The organism is Spiroplasma endosymbiont of Thecophora atra, from assembly GCF_964019735.1.
In the GTDB taxonomy this organism is placed as follows: domain Bacteria; phylum Bacillota_I; class Bacilli_A; order Mycoplasmatales; family VBWQ01; genus Spiroplasma_E; species Spiroplasma_E ixodetis_A.
Map to the genome: position 1 here is coordinate 1,201,598 of NZ_OZ026464.1, position 23,616 is coordinate 1,225,213.

At 24.4% G+C, this 23,616-nt stretch carries 21 protein-coding genes and 1 tRNA gene; 3 read left to right on the forward strand and 19 right to left on the reverse strand.

The features are described from left to right. Window positions 1-195: 195 nt before the first annotated feature. The 13 genes from thrS to AACL05_RS06835 all read right to left on the reverse strand — a co-directional run bounded on the left by thrS (window position 196) and on the right by AACL05_RS06835 (window position 16,133). A complete protein-coding gene (gene thrS, locus AACL05_RS06775; RefSeq protein ID WP_338960970.1) occupies window positions 196-2,130 on the reverse strand; it encodes a threonine--tRNA ligase in 1,935 nt (644 codons plus the stop codon). Window positions 2,131-2,173: 43 nt separating this feature from the next. Then, entirely contained in the window at window positions 2,174-3,580 is a 1,407-nt protein-coding gene (pyk, locus tag AACL05_RS06780; RefSeq protein ID WP_338960972.1) for a pyruvate kinase, read from the reverse strand. An 18-nt stretch (window positions 3,581-3,598) separates the two neighbouring features. Then, window positions 3,599-4,651, reverse strand: a complete 1,053-nt coding sequence (locus tag AACL05_RS06785; protein WP_338960974.1) for an ATP-dependent 6-phosphofructokinase — start codon at window positions 4,649-4,651, stop codon at window positions 3,599-3,601. Between the two features lie 106 nt (window positions 4,652-4,757). Next, window positions 4,758-6,062, reverse strand: coding sequence for a phosphopyruvate hydratase (eno, locus tag AACL05_RS06790; protein WP_338960977.1), 1,305 nt, complete (start codon window positions 6,060-6,062; stop codon window positions 4,758-4,760). A gap of 119 nt (window positions 6,063-6,181) precedes the next feature. Further along, window positions 6,182-8,524, reverse strand: a complete 2,343-nt coding sequence (locus tag AACL05_RS06795) for a hypothetical protein (RefSeq protein WP_338960980.1) — start codon at window positions 8,522-8,524, stop codon at window positions 6,182-6,184. Window positions 8,525-8,552: 28 nt separating this feature from the next. Beyond that, complete coding sequence (locus tag AACL05_RS06800) at window positions 8,553-9,479, reverse strand: hypothetical protein (protein WP_338960982.1); 927 nt, start codon at window positions 9,477-9,479, stop codon at window positions 8,553-8,555. 190 nt (window positions 9,480-9,669) lie between these two features. Next, window positions 9,670-11,205: a 2,3-bisphosphoglycerate-independent phosphoglycerate mutase gene (gene gpmI, locus AACL05_RS06805; RefSeq protein WP_338985924.1), complete on the reverse strand. Its 1,536-nt coding sequence runs from the start codon at window positions 11,203-11,205 to the stop codon at window positions 9,670-9,672. Window positions 11,206-11,222: 17 nt separating this feature from the next. After that, on the reverse strand, window positions 11,223-12,599 hold the full coding sequence (locus AACL05_RS06810) for a hypothetical protein (RefSeq protein WP_338960988.1): 1,377 nt from the start codon (window positions 12,597-12,599) through the stop codon (window positions 11,223-11,225). Between the two features lie 41 nt (window positions 12,600-12,640). After that, the gene (gene tpiA / locus AACL05_RS06815; RefSeq protein ID WP_338960991.1) at window positions 12,641-13,390 is read right to left on the reverse strand and encodes a triose-phosphate isomerase; all 750 of its coding nucleotides are present in this window, start codon (window positions 13,388-13,390) and stop codon (window positions 12,641-12,643) included. A gap of 16 nt (window positions 13,391-13,406) precedes the next feature. Further along, on the reverse strand, window positions 13,407-14,156 hold the full coding sequence (gene nagB / locus AACL05_RS06820; protein WP_338960994.1) for a glucosamine-6-phosphate deaminase: 750 nt from the start codon (window positions 14,154-14,156) through the stop codon (window positions 13,407-13,409). Window positions 14,157-14,183: 27 nt separating this feature from the next. Then, a complete protein-coding gene (gene nagA, locus AACL05_RS06825) occupies window positions 14,184-15,377 on the reverse strand; it encodes an N-acetylglucosamine-6-phosphate deacetylase (protein WP_338960997.1) in 1,194 nt (397 codons plus the stop codon). A gap of 131 nt (window positions 15,378-15,508) precedes the next feature. Continuing rightward, window positions 15,509-15,584, reverse strand: a tRNA-Phe gene (locus tag AACL05_RS06830). 96 nt (window positions 15,585-15,680) lie between these two features. After that, on the reverse strand, window positions 15,681-16,133 hold the full coding sequence (locus AACL05_RS06835; protein WP_338985925.1) for a hypothetical protein: 453 nt from the start codon (window positions 16,131-16,133) through the stop codon (window positions 15,681-15,683). A gap of 326 nt (window positions 16,134-16,459) precedes the next feature. Between AACL05_RS06835 and AACL05_RS06840 the strand changes: the two genes are divergently transcribed. Continuing rightward, window positions 16,460-17,410, forward strand: a complete 951-nt coding sequence (locus tag AACL05_RS06840; protein ID WP_338960236.1) for an IS30 family transposase — start codon at window positions 16,460-16,462, stop codon at window positions 17,408-17,410. A gap of 200 nt (window positions 17,411-17,610) precedes the next feature. Here the strand turns inward: AACL05_RS06840 and AACL05_RS06845 are convergent, their stop codons facing one another. The 4 genes from AACL05_RS06845 to AACL05_RS06860 form a co-directional block, all read right to left on the reverse strand. Next, window positions 17,611-18,000 carry a hypothetical protein gene (locus AACL05_RS06845; protein WP_338961002.1) on the reverse strand — a complete coding sequence of 130 codons (390 nt, stop codon included), beginning with the start codon at window positions 17,998-18,000 and terminating at the stop codon, window positions 17,611-17,613. A 114-nt stretch (window positions 18,001-18,114) separates the two neighbouring features. Next, on the reverse strand, window positions 18,115-18,501 hold the full coding sequence (locus AACL05_RS06850) for a hypothetical protein (RefSeq protein WP_338985926.1): 387 nt from the start codon (window positions 18,499-18,501) through the stop codon (window positions 18,115-18,117). 71 nt (window positions 18,502-18,572) lie between these two features. Next, window positions 18,573-18,908, reverse strand: coding sequence for a hypothetical protein (locus AACL05_RS06855; RefSeq protein WP_338985927.1), 336 nt, complete (start codon window positions 18,906-18,908; stop codon window positions 18,573-18,575). Window positions 18,909-19,149: 241 nt separating this feature from the next. Further along, window positions 19,150-20,517 carry a hypothetical protein gene (locus AACL05_RS06860; protein ID WP_338961010.1) on the reverse strand — a complete coding sequence of 456 codons (1,368 nt, stop codon included), beginning with the start codon at window positions 20,515-20,517 and terminating at the stop codon, window positions 19,150-19,152. Between the two features lie 422 nt (window positions 20,518-20,939). Between AACL05_RS06860 and AACL05_RS06865 the strand changes: the two genes are divergently transcribed. Both AACL05_RS06865 and AACL05_RS06870 read left to right on the forward strand, forming a co-directional pair. Next, window positions 20,940-21,191 carry an ankyrin repeat domain-containing protein gene (locus tag AACL05_RS06865; RefSeq protein ID WP_338985929.1) on the forward strand — a complete coding sequence of 84 codons (252 nt, stop codon included), beginning with the start codon at window positions 20,940-20,942 and terminating at the stop codon, window positions 21,189-21,191. 67 nt (window positions 21,192-21,258) lie between these two features. After that, window positions 21,259-21,393, forward strand: a complete 135-nt coding sequence (locus AACL05_RS06870) for a hypothetical protein (RefSeq protein WP_338961014.1) — start codon at window positions 21,259-21,261, stop codon at window positions 21,391-21,393. 6 nt (window positions 21,394-21,399) lie between these two features. Here the strand turns inward: AACL05_RS06870 and AACL05_RS06875 are convergent, their stop codons facing one another. Together AACL05_RS06875 and AACL05_RS06880 are read right to left on the reverse strand one after the other, a co-directional pair. Continuing rightward, window positions 21,400-22,035, reverse strand: a complete 636-nt coding sequence (locus AACL05_RS06875; protein WP_281749123.1) for a hypothetical protein — start codon at window positions 22,033-22,035, stop codon at window positions 21,400-21,402. An 88-nt stretch (window positions 22,036-22,123) separates the two neighbouring features. Then, window positions 22,124-23,611: a VWA domain-containing protein gene (locus tag AACL05_RS06880; protein WP_338961017.1), complete on the reverse strand. Its 1,488-nt coding sequence runs from the start codon at window positions 23,609-23,611 to the stop codon at window positions 22,124-22,126. Between the last annotated feature and the right edge of the window lie 5 nt (window positions 23,612-23,616).

Below are 23,616 nucleotides of genomic sequence, written 5' to 3' on the forward strand. Positions count from 1 at the left end.
TATTTTCGGGCACAATAAGTATCTTACAGAAAACAAAACCCAATGTCAATGAAAATAATAGTAAAAATATAAATATTTTTTTCGTATAAAAAAATGGTTTAAATTTTACTAAGTATATTAGTAAAATTAAATTGCTTAATTAACTAAAAAACCATTTAAGAATTAGAACCTTAAATGGTTTTTTAATTTTTATAGTTATATTTTATTCTCAACTTGTTTTGTTAATAATTTTAAAAATTCTGATAAAGTAACAATTTTACTTTCTTTTTGACCATACTGACGATAACTTAAATTATTATTTTCTATTTCCTTATCACCAATAATAATTTCATAAGGAATTTTTTGAGTTTGTGTTTCAACAATACGTTTGCCAATAGTTCCACTGCTAATAATTTCAGTTCGTAAATTATGTTGTTTACAAGTTTGCAATAATTTATTAGCATATTCTAAGGTTTTTTCTTTTTCATTTATTGGTAAAATTGCAATTTGCCTTGGTGCTAATCATAATGGAAAAACGCCTTTATTTTGTTCTAATAATGTGGCAATAAAACGTTCATATGTACCAATTAATCCTCGATGAACAATAACTGGATTTGTTTCATTATTATTTTCATCAATATAAGTTAAATTAAACTTTTTCGGTAATAAGAAATCGAATTGAATAGTAGATATTGTAATTTCATGACCTAATGCTGTTTTAATTTGAACATCAAATTTTGGTCCATAAAAAGCAGCCTCACCAATCATTGGTTTATACTCTAATTGTAATTCATCTAATACTTCACGTAATGCTGTTTCTGCTTGATTTCACATTTTATCATCATTAAAATATTTTTGTTTATCAGCAGGATCTCGTAAAGATAATGATAAATAATCAATTTTAATATTTAAAGTTTTTAAAACCTCAGCAATTAACTGATAACAACGTTTAAACTCTGTTTTCATTTGATCAAATCTAACAAAAATATGAGAATCAGTTAATTCCATACTTCTTACTCGTTCTAAACCAGTTAAAGCACCACTTGCTTCATAACGATATAATAAAGCATGCTCACTTAAACGCAAAGGTAAATCTTTATAACTACGAAGAGCACTTTTATAAATCATACAGTGATGAGGACAAGTCATTGGTCTTAATACCAATTGTTCTTCTTCTTTTTTAATTGGAGTAAACATATTTTCACGATAATGATCTCAATGACCACTTTTTTTATATAATTCAACAGAACCTAAAACTGGTGTTGATACTTCTTGATAATCTCACATAAATTCTTGTTTTCTCAAATATTTCTGCAAAACTTTTTTAATAACCATACCATTTGGTAAAAATATAGGTAATCCTTTACCACAATCATCATTAAAAATAAAAATATTTAATTCTTTACCTAGTTTGCGATGATCACGATTTTTTCGTTCTTCAAGTTCATTAAGTTTATCTACTAATTTTACTTTTGAATAATCACAAATACCAGAAATGCGCTGTAATTGTTTATTTTTATCATTTCCTAATCAATATGCACCAGTAATACTTAATAATTTAAAATCTTTTATTGATGAAGAATTATTAATAGCAACACCCGATGCCACTACTAAAGTCTTATTATCAACTAAATAAGAGCATTTTAATCCATTAACATGATTTAATTTAATATATTCTAAAGCAAAAGGATTGTCTTTATGAGTTTTTAAAGATTCTTCTTTAGTTTGACAAACTCTTTTAATTTCAATATTTTTTATTAAAATTTCACGCATTTTCTCTTCAATTTTAATTAATTCATCATTAGAAAGTCGCTTTTCATAATCAAAATCTAAATAAAAACCATTATCATTAGTATTAGCAATCGTAATTAACGCTTGTGGATACATTAATTTAATAGTATGAGCTAAAATCATAGCACATCCATAATTTAAAATAGTTCATCCTAAAGCATCATCTTTTTTAATAAACTTGATTTCAGCATCTTCTTTAATTTCTCAATATAAATCTTTTAATTGTCCATTCAGAGTAAAAGCAATAATTGAAGAATCTATATTTTCATTTTCCTGTTTTAATAATTGATAACCAGTAATTGGATTTTCAATATTATAAGTCATCGTTTTGCCATTTAATTTAATTACATTAATTTTCATGTTTTACCTAATTCCTTTTCTAATTTACCTAAGTAGTACTAGGTTATTTGACAATAAAAGTTGTAAAAGGATTAGTATTATTATTAATATCTACTACTAATACTTTTGATTTAGTAGGGATTATATAAGTGCTACTAATGCTTTTAACTAATTGCGAAGAATTACTTAATTCTACTGGAATTCCTTCAACTGCTAAAAAAGTATAAATTCCAAAGTTTATTGCAAATTTATTATAATCAATAACATTATTAACAATAGGAATTATATAAACTGGCAAATGAGCATTAGCAATAGTTCTAATATAATTACTATCTTGACTATTAGTAATTAAATATTGTGGTTTTTCTTCAATAATTTTTTTAATAGTTTTAGCAACTAATTGATCTTTTGTATGCAATAAATCAGTAGCAATTTTACTCTGTTCTTGATGACTTTCAGCATCAACAAGAATTTTACTCATTGTTGCAATTGATAACACAGAATAGTTACCATTGGCAGATTCACCCGATAACATTGTACATGTTGCTCCCCAATCCATAGCAACCCAAACATCAGTAACTTCAGCGCGTGTTGGATGAGGATTATCTATCATTGAATCTAGCATTTGCGTAGCAACAATTATCGGTTTGTTAACAGTACGACATTTTTTAATTCATTCACGTTCTAAAAAAGGAACTTTTTCAAAAGGAATTTCAACTCCTAAATCACCACGAGCAACCATAATAGCATCTGATTCTTTTAAAATTTCATCAAAATTATTAACTGCTAATTGTGATTCAATTTTAGCAATGATTTGAATATGTTTACCATCATTATCATCTAAAACTTTGCGGATTTCTTTAATATCAGCTGCTGAACAAACAAATGATGCAGCAACATAATCTACTTTTTGCTGACAACCAAAAATTAAATCTGCTCTATCTTTTTCAGAAATAAAAGGTAAAGACAATTTAACATTTGGAATATTAATAGCACGACGATCTTTAATAGTATGTGTATTTAAAGCTTGACAAATAACAGTATGATCTTTAACCGCTGTAACCTTTAATGTTAATTTACCATCATCTACTAGTAAATTAACATTAACTTTAATATCCTTTGCTAAATTACCATAATTTACAGAAAACTTATCGGCAGTACCAATAATCTCTTTATTATCAATTATCGTAATAATTTCATTTTTTTTGATTTCTACACTACCCTTTGTAAAGGTATGTGTTCTAACTTCTGGACCTCTAGTATCTAACATAATAGCAACTGGTACATTTAATTGTTTAGATACTTCTCTAATCATTAAAACCCTTGCTAAATGTTCATCATGAGTACCATGAGAAAAATTTAAACGCCCACAAATTGAGCCATTTTCTATTAGTTGTTTAATAACATCAGCAGAATTTGAAGCAGGTCCTAAAGTAGTTACACATTTAGTTCTTTTTATAATTGATATCAAATTATTCACCTCTTTTTATTAAGTATTTTTTTTAAAAATAACTCCTGACAAACGTAAAATTTTATTAGCAACGTTATTTTTATTTATTGAAGGTGTGTTTAATGCATCTTGAATTTCAATAGCTACTAATTTATTATCTTGTAATCCAATACAAATACTAGATTTATTACTATTTGCAAATCTTTCGGCAGCAAAAATACCCATCATTGTTGCTAAATAACGATCAAATGCACTTGGTGTTCCCCCACGTTGAATTTGACCCAATATTACTGCTCTTGTTTCACAATCAGTATCTTTTTCAATGATTTTAGCTATTTTATTAACATCATATTGACGTTCAGTTACTACTATTACTAATGAACGACGTTGTTTTTTAGTGTACAACTGTTTAATAATATCAATCAATGACTGTTCTCCAATTCCTAAATCTTTAGTTGCAACTAAATCACAATTTGCAGCAGCAACACTATGAAGAGCAAGGTCACCACAATTACGACCCATTACTTCAACAATCATAATTCTTCCATGAGAATTAGCGGTTTGACGAATTTTATCAAGATTTTCAACAATTGTATTAAGAGCGGTATCAAAACCAATAGTAAACTCACTTGAACTAATATCATTATCAATAGTACCTGGAATACCCACACATTGAATAGCTGCTTCATTACTTAATTTTTGCAAACCATTATATGTGCCATCACCACCAATAGCAATTAAACCTTCAATTTTTTTAGATTTTAAAATTTCAATACATTTTTTACGAGTTTCTTCTTCCTCAAATTCTCTAAAACGAGCAGACCCAATGATTGTTCCCCCCATCTCAGTTCCTAGATCAATTAAATTTGCTCAATTGTTATCAATAACATGAATGTCATTTGTCATTATTCCTTTATAACCATTTTTTATTAAAACTAATTCAAATGGTCTTTTATCAGCAGTAGCAATTTTACTATTTTCATGATTTATACCACGAAGAGTCTTATATACTGCATTAATAACATTATTCATACCTGGTGAATCACCACCAGAAGTTAAGATTCCAATTCTTCTTTTATTTAATTCTTGCATATTTAGTCATCCTCTCTTCTAATTACATTATTTTAGTGATAATTATTATAATTTGTTTAAAATTAAAAAGGATATCAGTAAATTTAACCATAAAATATGATTTTAATTAATTAATATTATAAAATACATCGTCACCTAAAAATTTAGCTTGATCTGCTAAATCAGCTTCAATTGTTAATAAACGATTGTATTTTGCAACACGATCAGTTCTTGACATTGAACCTGTTTTAATTTGTCCAGTATTAAAAGCTACTGCTAAGTCAGCAATCGTTGTATCTTCAGTTTCCCCAGAACGATGAGATACTACTGCCGTTCACCCAGCTTTTTGACACATTTCAATAGCTTCCATAGTTTCAGTTAATGTTCCAATTTGATTTAATTTAATTAATACTGAATTAGCAACGTTTTTAATAATTCCTTCTTTAATAATTTTTGGATTAGTAACGAATAAATCATCACCAACAACTTGGAATTTACCTTCTGATTTTTCTAATAATAATTTAAATCCTTCTCAATCACCTTCAGCCAAACCATCTTCAATTGAAATAATTGGATATTTTTTAGTTAAATCAACTAAATAATCTACTAGTTGCGCTGAAGTTAATAATTTTTCAGTATTTTTACTTTTACCATCTTTATTACCAAAAACATATTTACCATTTTTATAAATCTCTGATGATGCACAGTCCATAGCAATTTTTATATCTTTATTTGGAGTATAACCCGCTTTTTTAATAGCTTCAACAATTAAATCTAATGCTTCTTCGGTTGATTTTAAATTAGGAGCAAAACCACCTTCATCACCAACTGCAGTAACTAAACCCTTACCTTTTAAAATACTTTTTAAAGCATGAAAAGTTTCGGCAGCCATTTGGATTGCCTTTGAAAATGTTTTAGCACCAACTGGCATTATTAAAAATTCTTGAAAGTCAATATTATTATCAGCATGAGCACCACCATTAATTACATTTAACATTGGGACTGGCAACTGACAAGCATTAGTACCACCTAAGTATGTATATAAGGACACATATAATTCATCAGCGGCAGCTTTAGCAACTGCTAATGATACCCCTAAAATAGCATTGGCACCTAATTTTGTTTTATTTTCTGTTCCATCTAACTTAATCATTGTTTGATCAATTAATCTTTGATTAGTAACTTCCAAACCAATAATAGCTTCGGCAATATTTTCATTAATATTTTTAATGGCTTTCATAACACCAAGTCCACCATAAACTTTAGTATCTTTGTCTCGTAGTTCTAAAGCTTCTCTAGTACCTGTTGAAGCACCTGATGGCACTAAAGCAAGCCCGTATCCACCATCTTCAGTTCAACATTCAACTTGAATAGTTGGATTTCCTCTTGAGTCTATTACTTGTAGTGCTCTAATATCAATAATGCAAGACATATTTATTAATTCCTTCTTTCTTTAATATTTCACTAATTATTATACAGAAAAAAATATTGTTTAGAATCAAAAAAGCACAAATATTTTTTATTTGTGCTTCTAAAATAATGATGATTTAATTACATTTGTTGTTGTTGTGGATGTTGAGTTGTACTACTTGGTAATGATGCTCCATTAACTTTAGCAACAGTATCACTATTTCATGGTTTTGGAGTTACTCCATCATCTTCTGGTATTAAACTTTCAGGATTATTAAGAGCAGTAACTATTGTTTCCATTAATTCATCAGTTTCAATCCTTTTTTGATTAAAATTATTACTATCAGATAAATCTTTCCTATTAATAGTTACATTTTGTTTTACTTCATCTCTATAAAAGGTATAACTTATACTTTTAAAATTATCATCTTTATCAAAAGTTAAAGAAAAATCAACTTCATTTTTAGCTAAATATGATAATGCACGAATTTGTTCAGGACTAAGTTTCACTTCTGCTTTTAATGGAATTCCAAGTTCATCATTACATAAAACATAACATTTTCCATTAAAAATATTAAAATTAAAAGTTTTAGTATTTTTTAAAAATAAGTTTGATTTTAAATCAAGTATTGGTGTTACTGTTCTTGCTTCTAATACTCTTGCTTTTGCTTTTTGATTTATGGTACTAAGTTGTTCTTTATCTTCATCACTTAACTTATTAGAGCAATTTACTTTCTTATTATTTTCATCAAAATAATATGCTCTTAAAAATTTACCATCACACTTATTAAATAAAATAACAGTATTTGCTTTTTTATTTTGTTCTATTAAATTATTCAAAATATCATTTTCATTTTTTTCTAATTTTAATTTTTTATCCAATGTTTGCTCATCAGTTGTTATATTTAAATCTCATAATTTTCTACTATCATCTCATTTTAAATTAATAACATTTTTAACGATAACTGGAGATAATTTTGTAACTGATGGTTTTGGTGATATTACCTGTTCAGCAGCAGCTCTTGCCACTTTAACTTGTGCTCCATTTTCTCCACAGTGAATACCCTTTAATCCATCAGGAAATAAATTATTATTTGCAAAACTTTTTCTTAATTCCGATAAAGAAATTGTTCCAATACATTGTAGTTGATTTTGATCAGCAATAACTACTCATTTTTCTACTAAATTATTACTTGGGTTTTTCGCAAAGTATACTTTTTGATACTTACCAGCAACTTCTATATCATTATTTCATATATTTTTATTTTCTTGAGAAAGTTCTTGTTCAAAAATTACATTTTCTGGATCTGATTTAGCATCTGATATTTTTATTTTACCATCTTCTATTACTAAACTATACAAACCTTCTATGCTATTATTTTGCAATGTTTCAGAGATATTATTTGCAATCTGTAAAGGTTCAGGTAAATCTTCTGGTAACACTTCTGGTGCATTTACTAAAAAACGCATAGCAACTAAATCAATTTCTTGTTGCTCTTCTTTAAGAAGAAATGCTAATCCATTATTAATTGTTGGTTCTATAGTAAATCCTAATTGTGGAGGAATACTTAATGCTTTTAAATCATCAAATTGCTGGTCGGTTAAAGGATTAAATTCATATGCTTGATATTTTACATTATCATATATTCATCCTAGAACAGGTTTTTTTGTTATTTTATAGGTTTCTCAAAAAGTTTCTCCATTTTTGTTAATCTTTTTATTTAAATAAAAAATATCATTATCAGTAATACTTTGAGCAGTTGTTGAGATTATAAAAGTATCATTTGGATCAGTAACATTTTTAATAAAAATTTCATTTCCTTGACGATAAATAAAATAGTCTTTTTCAACATTCACTAAGTTTAAATGTTTTTTAAAATTTTCAATCATTGTACTATTTGAAGAATAATCATTAATTTTATAGTGTTCCACATCTCAAACTGGGTTTAGTTGTTCAAATGGATTTCGCAACTGTGGAGCATCTAATAAATTATTAATCTTTTGATTAATTAAAACATCATTTTCTTTAAACAGTCCAGAATTTATAAAAATTCCATTAAATTCTGATAATTTTATACTTCCTAATAATCCTAATTCAGGTCTTATTTCACCTTCAGATTCATCAAATAAAATTTTATATATTTTAATTTTAGTATTGTCAGTTTCATCTTCAATGAAAACTAATTGGTCTTTTTTAAATAAACTTTGATCATTTTGAGTTAATGATTCATCACTAATAAATATAGTATTAACTAATGAACCACTATCAACAACAAATTTTCTATCTTGATTTAAACTAACTATTTTTTTTACTTTTAATGGATTAATCTTGAAAGAAGAATTCTTTAAAATATTAAGTGTATTCTTTTTTGAATATAGATCATCCTCTACTTCAATAGCAATATCTTCAACATCACTTATTTCTGATTGATATATATTTCTCATAATGTTTGTAAATCATTTAAAATTTTTCATTAGTGGCATTTTTATTTTTCTCCTTTAATTATTACATTTATGGTGTTGGTGTAGATAAAACTGACTTAACACTTTGTTCTACTGGTTTTGATGGTGGTTCAGTACCATTAACTTCCTTTGCAGGAAAAGAATTATTACTTTGTACTTCTTTTTTAGATGCAACAGAATTATTTTGTCAATGTTGTGAATGTAAAGAAGAGGCTGTACTAATTACTCTTTCAAAAGTATCAATTAATTTTTCAGCAATTTTTATATCTTTCCTCTTATGAGTCTGGTTATCAATAATATATGCAAACAAAATCTTTCCATTTTTATCAACTTCAATATTTATACTACCATTACGAGGACATTTTTTGGCTACAAAGTTTTTAAATTCCTTAGCATCATTTACATCTACAGGAACAATTGTTTTGTTTTTATTATCAATAAACAAATAACACGTTCCATTTTCAGTAAATGATAATTTCATAGGCTCTTCAGATCTTTTTATAATATTAACATTAAGATCATCTAACTCTTCTTTATATTCTTCATTATTTAAATTATTGGATTCTGATTCAGTTTTTAATAATAATGCTGGTAATTCTTTTTTACCTAAATATTCAAGAATAATCTTATCATTTTCTTTTTTAGTTCGATATAAATGTACTAGAGAACTATCTAATTTTTCTTTTACTATTACTAGTTGTTGTAATTGATCACTATTAATTACTAAAGGTGGTTGTTGAATAATACTAACGTTTTCATCATTAGTTTTTTTTACTAAACGTCCCTTTTCATCTACATATACAAGTTCAATAATATATTCTTTTAAACTACTATCCAATTGTGTTTTTATATCATCAATCTTAACTTCCAAACTATTTAAAGTTATATTGGGTGATGATTCATCTTTTTTAGAACTTAATGATTTTTGTAGAAAATCATTAAGTTCTCGATATTCTACTGTCTCTGATAATGGCATACTCTACCTCCATAATTTTTAATAAATGTATAAATTTCCAAAATATAAAAACTAAATATAATAAACCCCTTATATTTATTTAAAAAAAATAAAAGGGGAAACACTATATTTAATTCATATATCTATATTTTAATACTTTTATATTCTTAAAACAAGCACTTATCAATAAAAAGAAAAAATCAATATATTTTTATTTAATAATTAAAGACTCACTTGTCATAACAGTTGGTTTAACTAAACCCAAAACGTCTAATAGCGTTGGAGCAATATTTGCTAAGCAACCACCTGATTTTAATTTTAATCCTGTTTTACAAAAAATAAATGGTACTGGTTGCGATGTATGTTTTTTATTAGGATTACCCTCTTTATCAATCATGATTTCAGCATTACCATGATCAGCAGTAATCATTAAAATACCATTCACTTTTTTTATTGCTTGATACAATTTTCCAAGACATTCATCAATAACATCAATGGCAGCAATGGTAGCATTTAAAACACCAGTATGACCAACCATATCTGGATTAGCAAAATTTAAAACCATAACATCATATATGTTTTTAGAAATTTCACTTTCTAAACGAGTAGTAATTTCGCGAGCACTCATTTCTGGTTTTAAGTCATAAGTTGCTACTTTTGGTGAAGGAATTAAAATTCTTGTTGATAGTGGATATTCAACATCAACACCACCATCAAAAAAATAAGTTACGTGTGCATATTTTTCAGTTTCAGCAATTCGTAATTGATGATATTGATTTTTACTTAATCATTCCCCTAAAGCATCAAGCATTGATATAGATGGAAAAATAACACCTTGTGGTTTAACACTTTTAGCATATTCCATCATTGAAATAAAAAAAGTATTTTTTAATGTTGGTATTTTCATACTAATATTAAAATCATATTTATTATTTGTTAATGCTGATGCTAATTGAATTGCACGATCAGGACGAAAATTAGCAAAAATAATGCTATCGTTATTAGTAATATTGCCATTATTAATTTCAGAATTATAAGCAGGCATAATAAATTCATCATTACGACCAGCACTATATTCTGCATTAACATAAGCAATAGGATCAATAAATGAAGCGCCTTCATGATTAACTATTACATCATATGCTATTTTTAAACGATCTCAACGTTTATCGCGATCCATAGCATAATATCTTCCTGAAATAGTAGCAAGCATACCAACACCTAATTGTTTCATAGTTTTTAATAACTGTTCAATATAAATTTTAGAAATATCAGCTTTTGTATCACGACCATCTAAAATAGCATGAACATAAACATTCTTAAAATTTTGTTGTTTAGCAATTTCTAATAATGCCAAAATATGATTAATATGAGCATGTACTCCACCATCACTTAGTAAACCAATAATATGAACATTACTATTATTTTTTTTGGCATGATTAATTGCTGACAATATTGTTTCATTTTTAAAAAATGTTTTATCATTTATTGACTTATTAATTAATGTTAATGACTGATAAATTACTCTACCGGCACCAATTTGTAAATGTCCAACTTCAGAGTTGCCCATTTGTCCTTCTGGTAAACCAACTACAAGGCCAGAAGCTGAAACTTCAGTATGCGGATAAGTTTTTAATAAATAATCCAAATTAGGTTTTGTTGCAGAACTAATGGCATTAGTTGCACTAGATTTTGCAATACCAAAACCATCTAAAATACATAGTAATATTGGTTGTTTTGTTTTCATAAATTTCACCTCATATTTTATTTAATAACTTGCAACTGATGTTTAAAATTATCAGATTTAAAAATAGTAATCATTTTAGTAATAAAATCAGTAATACATTGATAATGAACAGTACTCAAAATAACAATATCTTTTTTAAAGACTATTTTAATAGATTGCTTTTTAGTAATTTTAGTAATTATTGTTTTTAAATCACAAATTGATTTTAAATCTTCACTTAATAAAATAACCATACTAGGATTATCACTAATATTATTAGAAAGAAATAAAATAGTATTACTACTATTAGCTAATAAATTGTGTCCTTTAATTTCCATTAAATTATAATCTAATAAATCATTATTAAAAGAATAATGAGTAATTTTCAAATTATCAATGACTTCTGAATAATAACCATAAGCAAAAGTCTGCGATAAATTTTCTAATATATCTTGAGATACTATCCGCCATTTTGAAAATGACTTCAATAGTTCTTTATGAATTTTTTGTAATTGTCATAAATCTTGATAATTAGTAATATTAGTTATCGGTGCTATTGGTTGAATATTTTCAGGCTGATTAATTGCTCTAATTTTTTTATTAATAGCATTAATAGCAATAATGATTGGTTTTTTAGCATTAATAAAAAAGTTTTCAATTCGTTGTTTATTACCTGCTATTAATGTTATTTTTCGCTGATCTTTATTAGTTTTAATAGCAACAACTGCTATTTTTTGCAAATTAATAATTTCTTGTAATTCAACTTCATTAAATTTTTTTAAATAACTATATTCTTTTTTATTTTGCAATAAAATTAACTGTTCTAATGATAATTTTTGTTCTAATAAAGAATTAATGATACATTCACTTTGCAATATTTGTTTTCTATTTATCTTTAAATTATTAAGAACAACAATAAAATTTTGTTCAGTAATAGAAATAGAACTAAAATTAGAAGTTTTATAATTTAATTGTTTCATCAAACTATTTGTAAATAATTTAGCACCAATTTTATTATTAACTAATGATTGATGATGACTTTCATTGATGGTTAAATATAATGGAATATCGTTAATAACGATTGGTCCACTATTAACTTTAACTAAATGAATATAAGTATTAGGAATAAGAGTATTATTAACATCAATTACTTCACCAGTAAAATATTCATTAGTAATAATACCTTTGTCACTAACAATACTATCACTACTAGAAGCAAAAATAGTTTTAGTACAAATAATAAAGCCAATTTGTTCTAATTGATTAGTGTCTTCACCATTTTTACTAAACAATGCTAAAATTTCTGACTTATTCCTAAAAGCATTGACAAAAGTGGTTGCCGGAAAGGCACGATGTTTAATTTTTTTTGTTAGTTTTGTTCACATACTTTTAATTTGTATCTTTGATAATTCCATGTTTAGTTAACTCCTTATTTTTATTAGTAATTTAAATAGAGTTAAATTAGTAAATCAAAAAAAGATTGTGGTACTAATGAAGCACCTCCAACTAATGCACCATCAATGTCAGGTTCAGAAAGTATTAATTTAATATTATCGGGTTTTACTGAACCACCATACTGAATACGTACTTGTTCTGCAACATTTTTATTATATAATTCACTAATAAATTCACGAATCATTTTACAAACCGTTTGAGCTTGTTGAGCTGTTGCTGTTTTACCAGTACCAATTGCTCATATTGGCTCATAGGCAATTACTAACTTAGCAATATTTTCTACTTTAATATTTTTTAATGCTAACTTAATTTGATTTTTAATTACTTCATTAGTCTTTTTATTTTCATATTGGTTTAAAGTTTCACCACAACATAAAATTGGTATAATATTAGCATTAAATAGTGAATGTAATTTTTTATTTATTGGTTCATCTACTTCATTAAAATACATTCTGCGTTCAGAATGACCAATAATAACATGACTAACCATCATATCTTTTAGCATCTTAATTGAAATTTCACCAGTATATGCACCTTCGGTTTCATAATGACAATTTTGAGCTGCAATAATTAAAGCAGAAGTTTTATTCATTTTTAATAAAGGTAAATTAGTAAAACTAGCTGCTATTCCATAATCATATTTAATAGTTTTAGTTTTTAATAATTTATTAAATTCATTTAAAAAAAATTGAGTTTCTTCTATATTTTTATACATTTTTCAATTTCCAATAATAATCTTTTTACGTTCCATTTGTTTCTCCTTTAAGTTAATTTTTTTTTGATATAGTTGGCTTTAATAATGTTGCTGCTTCTTCATCAATAATAATTGTAACATCATCATGATTTTGTAAAAAAGTACATGGATAATTTGGAGAAACTTTACCTTCAACTAACTCTCGAATAGCTTGTGCTTTATTAGTTCCTGTAGCAATTAAAACAATCAATTTAGCTTGTAAAATAGTATGAATACCCATCGTAACAGCTTTGGTTGGTACATCTTCAACTTTAGAAAAAAATCTTTTATTAGCTTCAATTGTTTCTTTAGTTAAATTAACAACATGTGTTTTACTACTTGCAAGAGTACCTGGTTCATTAAAAGCAATATGACCATTAGTACCTAAGCCCAATATTTGTAAATCAATTGGTCCTTTTTCTTTTAATAATTTTTCATACTCTTCCACATTTTGGTCTAAATCACCAATACCTTTAGGAACATACGTATTTTTTAAATTAAGACTTTTAATATGATTAAATAATTGATGATTCATAAAATAACGATAACTTTTTACATGATCTGGAGTTAAACCAACATATTCATCTAAATTAAATGTTACGACTTTTGATCAATCTCTTTTGTTATTTTTTGCATCTGCTATTAATAAATCATATGTTTCAATTGGACTACTTCCCGTTACCAATCCTAAAATAGCATTTGGTTTAACTTTAATAATATCAATAATAATTTTACTTAATAATTGAGCAACCTCAGTTTTATCTTTTAAAATAATTAATTTCATAATTTAAAAACCCCTTACATTACTTACTTATTCTTGCTGATATGCAATTTTTCCTTCACATATTGTTAAAAAAATATCATTATTCTTAGTTAATACAATAATATCTGCTAATTTACCAATAACAATATCACCCGTTTTATTTGCAATTCCTACTTGTTTAGCACTATTATAAGAAGCCATTTTGATGCAATCTTGTCAATTATTATTAGTAATTTTTAATAAATTTTTAAAACCAGCAATCATTGTTGCAATGCTGCCTGCTAATTTTCCGGTTGCTTCAACAGTAACCTTACTATTACTTTTAATGACAGGTAATGGTCCCAATAAATACTTACCATCAGGCTGTCCTTTCGCACTCATGGCATCAGTAATCATACAAATTCCATCGGCACCTTTAATTTTATATGTTATTGCTAAAATATCAATATCAACATGAATTCCATCACAAATTAACTCAGTAACTAATTGATCATAATATAATGATGCCGGAACAACACCAGGATCACGATGATTATAGGGGCTCATTGCATTATAAAGATGGGTAATATGCGTTAAACCACATTCAACAGTTTTAGTTATTTCTTTAAAAGTAGCATTACTATGACCAACACTAGGAATAATGTTATTTTTAATTAATGAAGAAATAAAATTTGAATTTTTATTATTTAAATTAGGATCTATCTCAGGAGCATAACCAATAAATTTTAAATTTTTGTTACTAATTATATTTCAAGATTTTACTAAATTAAGATCAGGAACATGAAGTAATGACGGAGTATGTGCTCCTTTTTGTAATTCTGAGATAAAAGGTCCTTCTAAATATGCACCAATAATTCGTGCCTTGTTACCTTTATTTTCTGTTTTCATATACTTAGCAAATACTGAAAGAACATTATCAATTTCTTTTTTGCTGGCAGTAACTGTTGCATAACAAAACTTTGTTACTCCCTCTTTTGGAACTAATTTTGCAAAATTATTAATTGATTCAATGGTACCATCCATTAAACTATAGCCATAACCTCCATGTACATGTAAATCAATAAAACCAGGTATTATTGTTTGATTATGACAATCAATAACCTGAGCATCTTGAAATTCATAATTATACTTTCCTTCATTAATTTGGAAAATTAAATTATCTTTAATTACTAAAAAACCATTATTTATTATTTTCTTAATGCTAATTATTTTCGCATTATTTAAAACTAAAATTTTAGACACTAATACCCTTCTTTCTAGAATTATTAATTGTTTAAAATTGCTAATGACACTATTATACCTAAAATTTTAACTTAAACCTAAATCTAAGAAAAATAATTAAAAAAAGGCTTAATTGCCTATATTTTAAATAATGGTGGCTCGAAGCGGATTCGAACCACTGACACTTCGCTCTTCAGGCGAATGCTCTACCAACTGAGCTACCGAGCCGTTACCTATACAATAATAGCATATAAAAGTAAAAAATAACAAGGGGTTAAAACTTATTTTTTAATTTATTTAAATATATATTTATTTTTTTACTAATTATCTTCTAATTACATATCTTCTTCAACAAGGTTTTTCAGTTTTTGGCATTAAGTAATTTGAGTCTCTTCTAATTTCTTCTTTTCAATTATTATTTGATAAATCAGTAGACTCATTTTCTTTAGCAATATTTGTTTGTAAAAATATATTATTACCAATAATATTTAATGATTCACTTCTTTGAAATTCATGATCACTACATACATCATTTACTAAACTTTTGACAATCTCACATAATTTTTTACAAGTATCTAATATCAATTTATATTTTTCTTTACCTTTTCATTTTTCAATTAATGATTCACAATTTTCAATAAATTTATCCTGTCATTCTTTAAACTCTTCGGAATTAATTGTCTTAGTTAAATCACCATCACAATAATAAGTTAATATTTCTTTTCAAACATTACGTCATACTTTTCTCATATTATTATGAGGAGTTTTAACTTTCAATTTTTTAATCAAAAAATCAAAATCTTGAATTTTATTTCTTCTTCAACAATTTAATAATGCAGTAATAATCGGAATTACTAATTGTTTATTATTTATTTTTTCTATTATTTCTTGTTTTTTATTTTCAAGATCTTCTAATCTAGTTATACGTTCTTTTTCTAATTCTTGTAAAATATTAAAATACTCTTGATATTCTTTTATTGCTTGTGAATATATTATTAAGCTGAGTTATACTTGTAAGTGCAAGTAAATAAAATTGCAAAAAATTCTCATATAAAAATTTCATAATGCTAAATTTAGTTTAGAAAAAAGTAAGGAGTTTTTATATGAGTTATAAACATCTTGGCATAGATGAAAGGATTTATATTGAGAATCAATTGAAATTTAAATTTAAAATTAGTGAAATAGCTAAAAATCTTAATCGAAGTATTAGTACTATTATTCGAGAAATTAATAGAAATAAAGATAATAATCATTATTTTTCATTAATTGCACAAAATAAAGCTGAAAATCGAAAACAATCACATATTAGTTTTCATAAGTTTAAAAATAAGAATTTAGTAAAATATGTACAACAAAAATTACTATTAGGTTGATCACCTGAACAAATTTATGGCAGAATTAAAAATTTTCATAAAGAGTGAGTTATTAGTTTTAAAACAATTTATACTTGAATTTATTTTGGAATGCTTGATAAAGTTACTAGTAAAAATTTAAGAAGAAAAGGTAAAAAACGAAAATCTAAAGAAAATCGTGGCAAGTTTAATGGTAAATCAATTAAAGAACGAGATATAAATGTTAATGATCGTATAACACTTGGTCATTGAGAAGGAGATACTATAGTATCATCACGAGGTAAAAGCAAATCATGTTTAATAACTTTAGTTGAAAGAGTATCACGATTTACTTTAGCAATATTAGTTAAAAACAGAACTACTAAAGTTATTAATAAAAATGTTAGTTATTATTTATCAATTCTTCCTAAAAACATTGTTAAAACTATTACTTTTGATCGTGGCAAAGAATTTTCAAATTGACAACAACTTGAAAAAAATTTAGATATAAAAATTTATTTTGCCAATCCATATTCACCTTGACAAAGAGGTACTAATGAAAATACTAATGGTTTAATTAGAGAAAAATTTCCTAAAAAATTTATTTTTTCAAAAACTAATAAAAATGAAGTTCATAAATTTATATTGTCTTTAAACCAAAGACCAAGAAAAATACTAAATTATCTTTCACCAATCGAATATTTGGATAGAAAAATAATTTAGTTGCACTTACCTTTACAATTTAGCTTAATTTAATTATTACTTCTCATTTGTTTATAAGTTTAATATCCATTTTAATCATTCTTTCCATTAGTTCAAATATATCTCTTATAACCCACTATTTAATCCGATAATTTATTTATGTTTTATAAATAAATTCAATATATATATATATAATTTTAATAATTTATTTTATTAATAACTTATGCTACAACTGTTTGTTTAGGAGAATGAAAGTCAATATCCATATCAATATTAATACTTTCACCGAAACTATCACTTGACTCACTAATGCCGCTTTCAGAAACAAGACATGTATCAGAATCTAATTGAGATGATAATGATTTATCATCATTAATAACTTTAATTTTGTATTTTTTTTGAAATTCAATATTTTTTAAAACATCTTTAAATAAAGTTACTGCAAAATTACTAATTAACTCTACTTTTAAACTATTAAATCCAAGATTTTTAATTACTTTTTCACATGTAGCAACAAATTCGACTTTTCACACTTCATATTCAGAAAACTTTAAATTTTTAGATTTTTTTTGTTCTAAATAAAATGCTAATAGTTTAGAAGATAAATCCAATTCTGCTTTTTTAAGCGCTGACTTATCTAGTGATTTAGTATAAAGATCTTTAAATTTTTTAAAAAAAATTCTTTTTCTGCAATCTTTTCACCTAATTTAATTTCTCAATTTTTGTTACTTTTTTAACTGTCTACATTTTCAAATCTTATAAAATCATATGTTTTTTATTTTTCGTAATTTCATATTATTTTTTTCTATTTTATCTGTAATAACTTTTATTTTTAAATCAATTTCTTTTAAAACCAATTCTTGATTATCTTTTAGATTATTATATTGTTCATTAACTAATTTATAACTGGCAAATGCTACTTGAAAACTTAATATTTCTTTACTATTAATTGTTTCATAAATAAATTTTTCCATTAAATTTTTTACTTTTATAACTTCCAATTCATGTTTGTTTTGAAAAGTTTCATCACGAAATACATCTAAAAATAAAGTTTGTACTGTATTAGTTATTATTTTAATATTTTCTAAATCAAATCCTTGTAATTCATTCATTTTTATATTAGCAAATTCAATAAATATATTTGCTCATTGTTTATATTCATAAAAATATAATCTTTTACCATTTAAAGAATTATCATCAAAATATAAGGATAATATTTTCCAATAAATATTATGTTCAGCAAATCGTAATTTTTTTCTGCTAAACTTCTTTTTGTTTTTAAAAATTGAATATTTTTTGACAAAAATCATTTTCTGATTTTATTTTTTAAATTTAATTCTCTATTATTGTTTGAATTTATAAAAGCATTATATCTATTTAAACAACTATAATATTGTTTTAAAATTTCATTTAAATCATTAAAAGATTTATTATATTTTTTCATTTGTTCATCTTTTTTTGCTTCTTTAATAAATTTTTCTGCTTTTTCTTCATTAAATAAGAAATCTAACTCTGACACTTAAATCTCTCCTTAACATATTTAATTTGTTTTTAATTAATATTGTTTGCTAATGAATTATATAAAAATAATAAAAAGCCACACTAATAAATTTAATTTATTAACGGGCTTAATTTTACAAATATATAATTCCTAAAAATAATACACCTATTATAATCATTTGTAAAGGGAAAATTATTATTAAAATCATAATTTATTTCTATTTTATACAATATATTTTGTTAAAATAAAAAAATAAACTTTACATATTAAATGGTCTATTTTCTAAATTTGTTACTACACTAGAGGTATTATTAATCAAACTTATATTTTCAGGAAAATCTTTTTCATTAATAACTATGATTGCCACTTCTTCTTGAAATTCTTTATTTGTAACAATATTTTTTTTAAAATTTTGAAGAATTTCAATAAAATTACTTAAATTTTTAAATTTCTCGCGTTCTGTAATATAAAATCTCTGGTTTTTACATACTTTAATAAAGTTATCTATTCATTTTTGAAATTCTTCATTTTTTATTTCTTTATTATGATTTGTTTCTTTTAAATATAAAATTAAAATAAGATTTCATATACCACGAATTGCAAAAATAAATTTAGAATGTTTATATTCTTCAATTAATTTAAGTGTATTAATTATTTCTTCTATTGCTACTAATTCAACTTCCATTTTTGATAAAGAAAAAGTATTATTTTTATTTTCTTTCTTTTTAATTTTATTTTTATATTGTTCATTTCTTTCAAGTAATTCTTTTGATATCTTTGTGACTGTATCAATAGTCTCTCTTATTTCATTTCTTTTAAGAAGAAACAATTTATAATCAACCAGTATATCGTATTTTTTAATAATTGATATTTCTCTAATATATTTTGGTATTTTTTTGGTAAAAATAGGTAATTGTTCCATATACGTTTTAAATATTTTAGTATTTATAATTTCAAGTGCATCATTAAAAAGATTAAAAGATATTACATCTTCTATTTCTAATTTAGACTTTTCTTTTTCAATATTTAAATTATATTTTCTTTGAAAAGTTTCATCACGAAATACATCTAAAAATAAAGTTTGTACTGCATCAGTTATTATTTTAATATTTTCTAAATCAATTCCTTCAAGTTCATTCATTCTTATATTAGCAAATTCAATAAATATCTTTGCTCATTGTTCATATTCAGAAAAATCTAACGTTTTGCCTTCTATAGTAGTATCATTAAAATATAATAACAATATTTTTAAATAAATAATATGTTCCATTTCCCGTTTTGGTGCATTATCACGTAGTTCTAATAAAATATTATGTATTTCTTCCAACATATTTGCTTTCTTTTCTAAGTTTTTTATTAAAAACATTTTTTTATTATTTTCCTTTTTTAAAAAATAGAATTTAATTTTTTTATTATCAGGAACTGTTTCTGTTCTTAATTGTTCTCTAATTTTTTCTTTATTTTTTAAAAATTCATCTAAATCATAAAAAAAATTCATATATTGACATTCACCATTTAATATGATTTCTTTATAATCATTAAAAAAAATCTTTATTTCATCACTATTTTTTAGTAAAATAAGAAATTTGTTTATTCTTTCTTTTTGTAAATGTTCTAATCTTGGCATTAAAATTTCTCCTCATAATAATGTTAATTTAAAATATAAATTATAATATTAAAAAACCTTATTAATAAATAAATCTATTAAAAGGCTAATTTTGCAAATATTATAATTACTATTGATAATACACTACTATAAAATAATAATTAAAATCAAACTATACAAAATACTTATTTTATAATCATTTATTTATATTCTTTAAATTATTTTTAATTAAATATTCAAAACCTTAAAAATACAAAAAAGCATATTAATTGATAGATTAAAAAAATAAATTATAATTTTATTAATTTAATAATTGTTTATTCCTATTATAGATATTTCTATAATAGGATTTTTATTAAATTACTAAAAAAAGGAGCATTAAAAGATATGACTAAAAATGAGAAATTAATGATTGCTATTGAAGAAGGTAATTTAAAAAAACTATGAAATTAGTAAAAAATGGCGCCAATGTCAATTATAGAAACTTTAAATATTCCATTTGTAAAAAACTTACCGGTAAAGTGACTTCTTATCCAGATAAAAATACTAGTGGTAATACTCCATTAATGAAAGCCGCCAAAAAAGGATATTTAAATATAGTTAAATTTTTACTAGAAAATAACGCTGATATTAATCATACAAATCAAAATGGTAAAACTGCCCTAATCCTAATTGCTGATAATAATAATATATAGGGAGTTAAGTTTCTAATAGAAAATGGTGCTAAAATTGAATGTATAGATAATTTTTGAGAATCTAGAAGTGAAAGAATATTTACAATCATGAATTTTAAACTCAAGTAAAAATGAAATAAATTCACCTAACTCTAGTAATCAACCAACAACAAATATCAAAAAAACAAAGTTTGCTAATGATCTAATTAAAAATCTAAAATAACTTTTATTATTTCTTAGTTTTAATATTTCTAACTTCTTTTAATTGTTTTTTTAACGTTTTTAATTGCAATTGTAAATCTTCATATGATGGTAAATCATCACTTTTAATTTCTTCTTTTTTGTTTTTACTATAATCATTAGTTTTTTTTGATAATTGTGGAGGATTAACTCATAAATTTTTTAAGCCATATCAAAAAATAGTAAGTAAACTTAAACCAATACCTGCTCAAGGAATTGTTCATAAATCTTTAAAAGGAATAGTTTGAAAATTTCTAATATTAAAGTAATTAAAAAGTACTAATACAAAAAGTATCAATACTAAGGTTATTAATAACATGTGTATAGCAAAAACTGATCTTGAAAAAGGTTTTTTAATAAAAATTAATGGTATTAAATAAGTTAAATTAAAAATCAATAATGTTCCAAAAGTATATAAAGAAACTATACTATCACTAGTCATTAATTGTTTATAAAAACTACTAGTGATTGGTTCTTTATTAACGATTAAAGTAATAATAATAGCAATATTATTTTTTAATGGAACACCCCAATTAAATAATGGAAAAATTGATAAACTAATTGTTACTGTTAAAACACTAATAATAACTAATGTTTTACTTAAAATTAAATTATTTTTTTTCATATTATCCATCTCTCATTATCAGTTTATTTTTTCACTCTAATAATATTTTATCATTATTAAAGCAAAAAATAACTATCAAAAATTAAAATTAAGATTTATTTTTAGTTTTAGCTAAATTTAATGCAATTTTTCGCGCAGCAAATGGATCACGAGGATCATAATGTCAATAATTAGTAAAATATTTTTTAAAATTATTAGGTAATGTTGAAGAATCAATATTAATAGCATGAAAACGATTAGCTTTTGCTTTTAGTTGTAACATTAAATTAATATTATTTTTAGTAATATTAGCAGATAAAAAATCAGAAACTACCAATAAGTCTGCATTATGATATGTCTTAGATTGCATAATTGTTAAAGCATGACTAATAGCTGGATTAATATTAGTATGTCCTTTAAAACTATGACCTAAAAAATGAATTAGATTGGGAATTGATGAAACTAAATTAGATAAGTCATAAGTTTCAAATTTACCAGAAAAATTAATCATATAGCACGGTCTTTTTTCTTGTAAAGCAATTTTACTAATAGCCAGCGCAATTGATTTTGCAATAATTTCTGGACTATGACTCATTGATTTAGATGTATCAATGCATAAGATAAAAGGGCCTTCACTTTCGGGAATTGGTACTTCTACAACTTCTTCAACAAGATGTTCAGTGGCAACTAAATCCATTGATTCAAACTCTGTAATTGCTAACTTTTCTTCAACAAATTTTTTATAAAAAATGGCATTTAACTCTGGAATAGCAAAATTAACTAATTCTAATGGTAATAAATGTTCTAAATCTTTACCCTCGGTAATTCCTACTATTTCTTCAGGCCATTTTCCTAATGGCTTTAATTCATATTCAATTTGTACTTTTTGATGAATCTGCTTTTCTGTTAAACCTGAAATTCCTTTTCAACGACCAAGTAGTCTAGCAATTTCAATAATAGCTGGATTCTTATTTAAAATTTCACCATATTGTATAATAGTATTTAAATTAATTTTTTTAAAATCATTTAAATCTCCTTCTCAAAATCGTCCAAAAAAATTTCAAGCAAAACCAATAATATGCCTTACTTCATTAATAATTTTAATATTATTACTTCACATTGTTAAATACTTTTGACGCATTTGCATAGTTTCAAATAACTTATAATTTACAATTCTTTGAACAATTAAACTTTCTCAATGTCTTGTAAAATTATCAAAAGTTAATTTACTATTAAGTTTACGATCCTTAAATTTTTCTTGAAAATAATGAAAATAATTAATCATTAGTGAATCAAGAGTTTTTGCCCTAGTGTAAATTTCTTGTCAATTATTTTTTAATCTATCAATACCATTAATCATAACTCAGAAATATAATCGTAATTCTCTTTTAATGATGGGACTAATAACAATATTTTTACTTTTTTCTAAAACTTCATTTAAATAAAAATGACTAATTTGTTGAACAAATTCCGGAGCTAATCAAGCAAAATTTCTTTTAAATCAAGCAAAACTACTTAAATTTGTTTCTGATAAAGACATTTTTTTTAATTTGGTTTCTAAAATTTGTGAAACATGGGATTCAATTAATTCTTCCATACTAA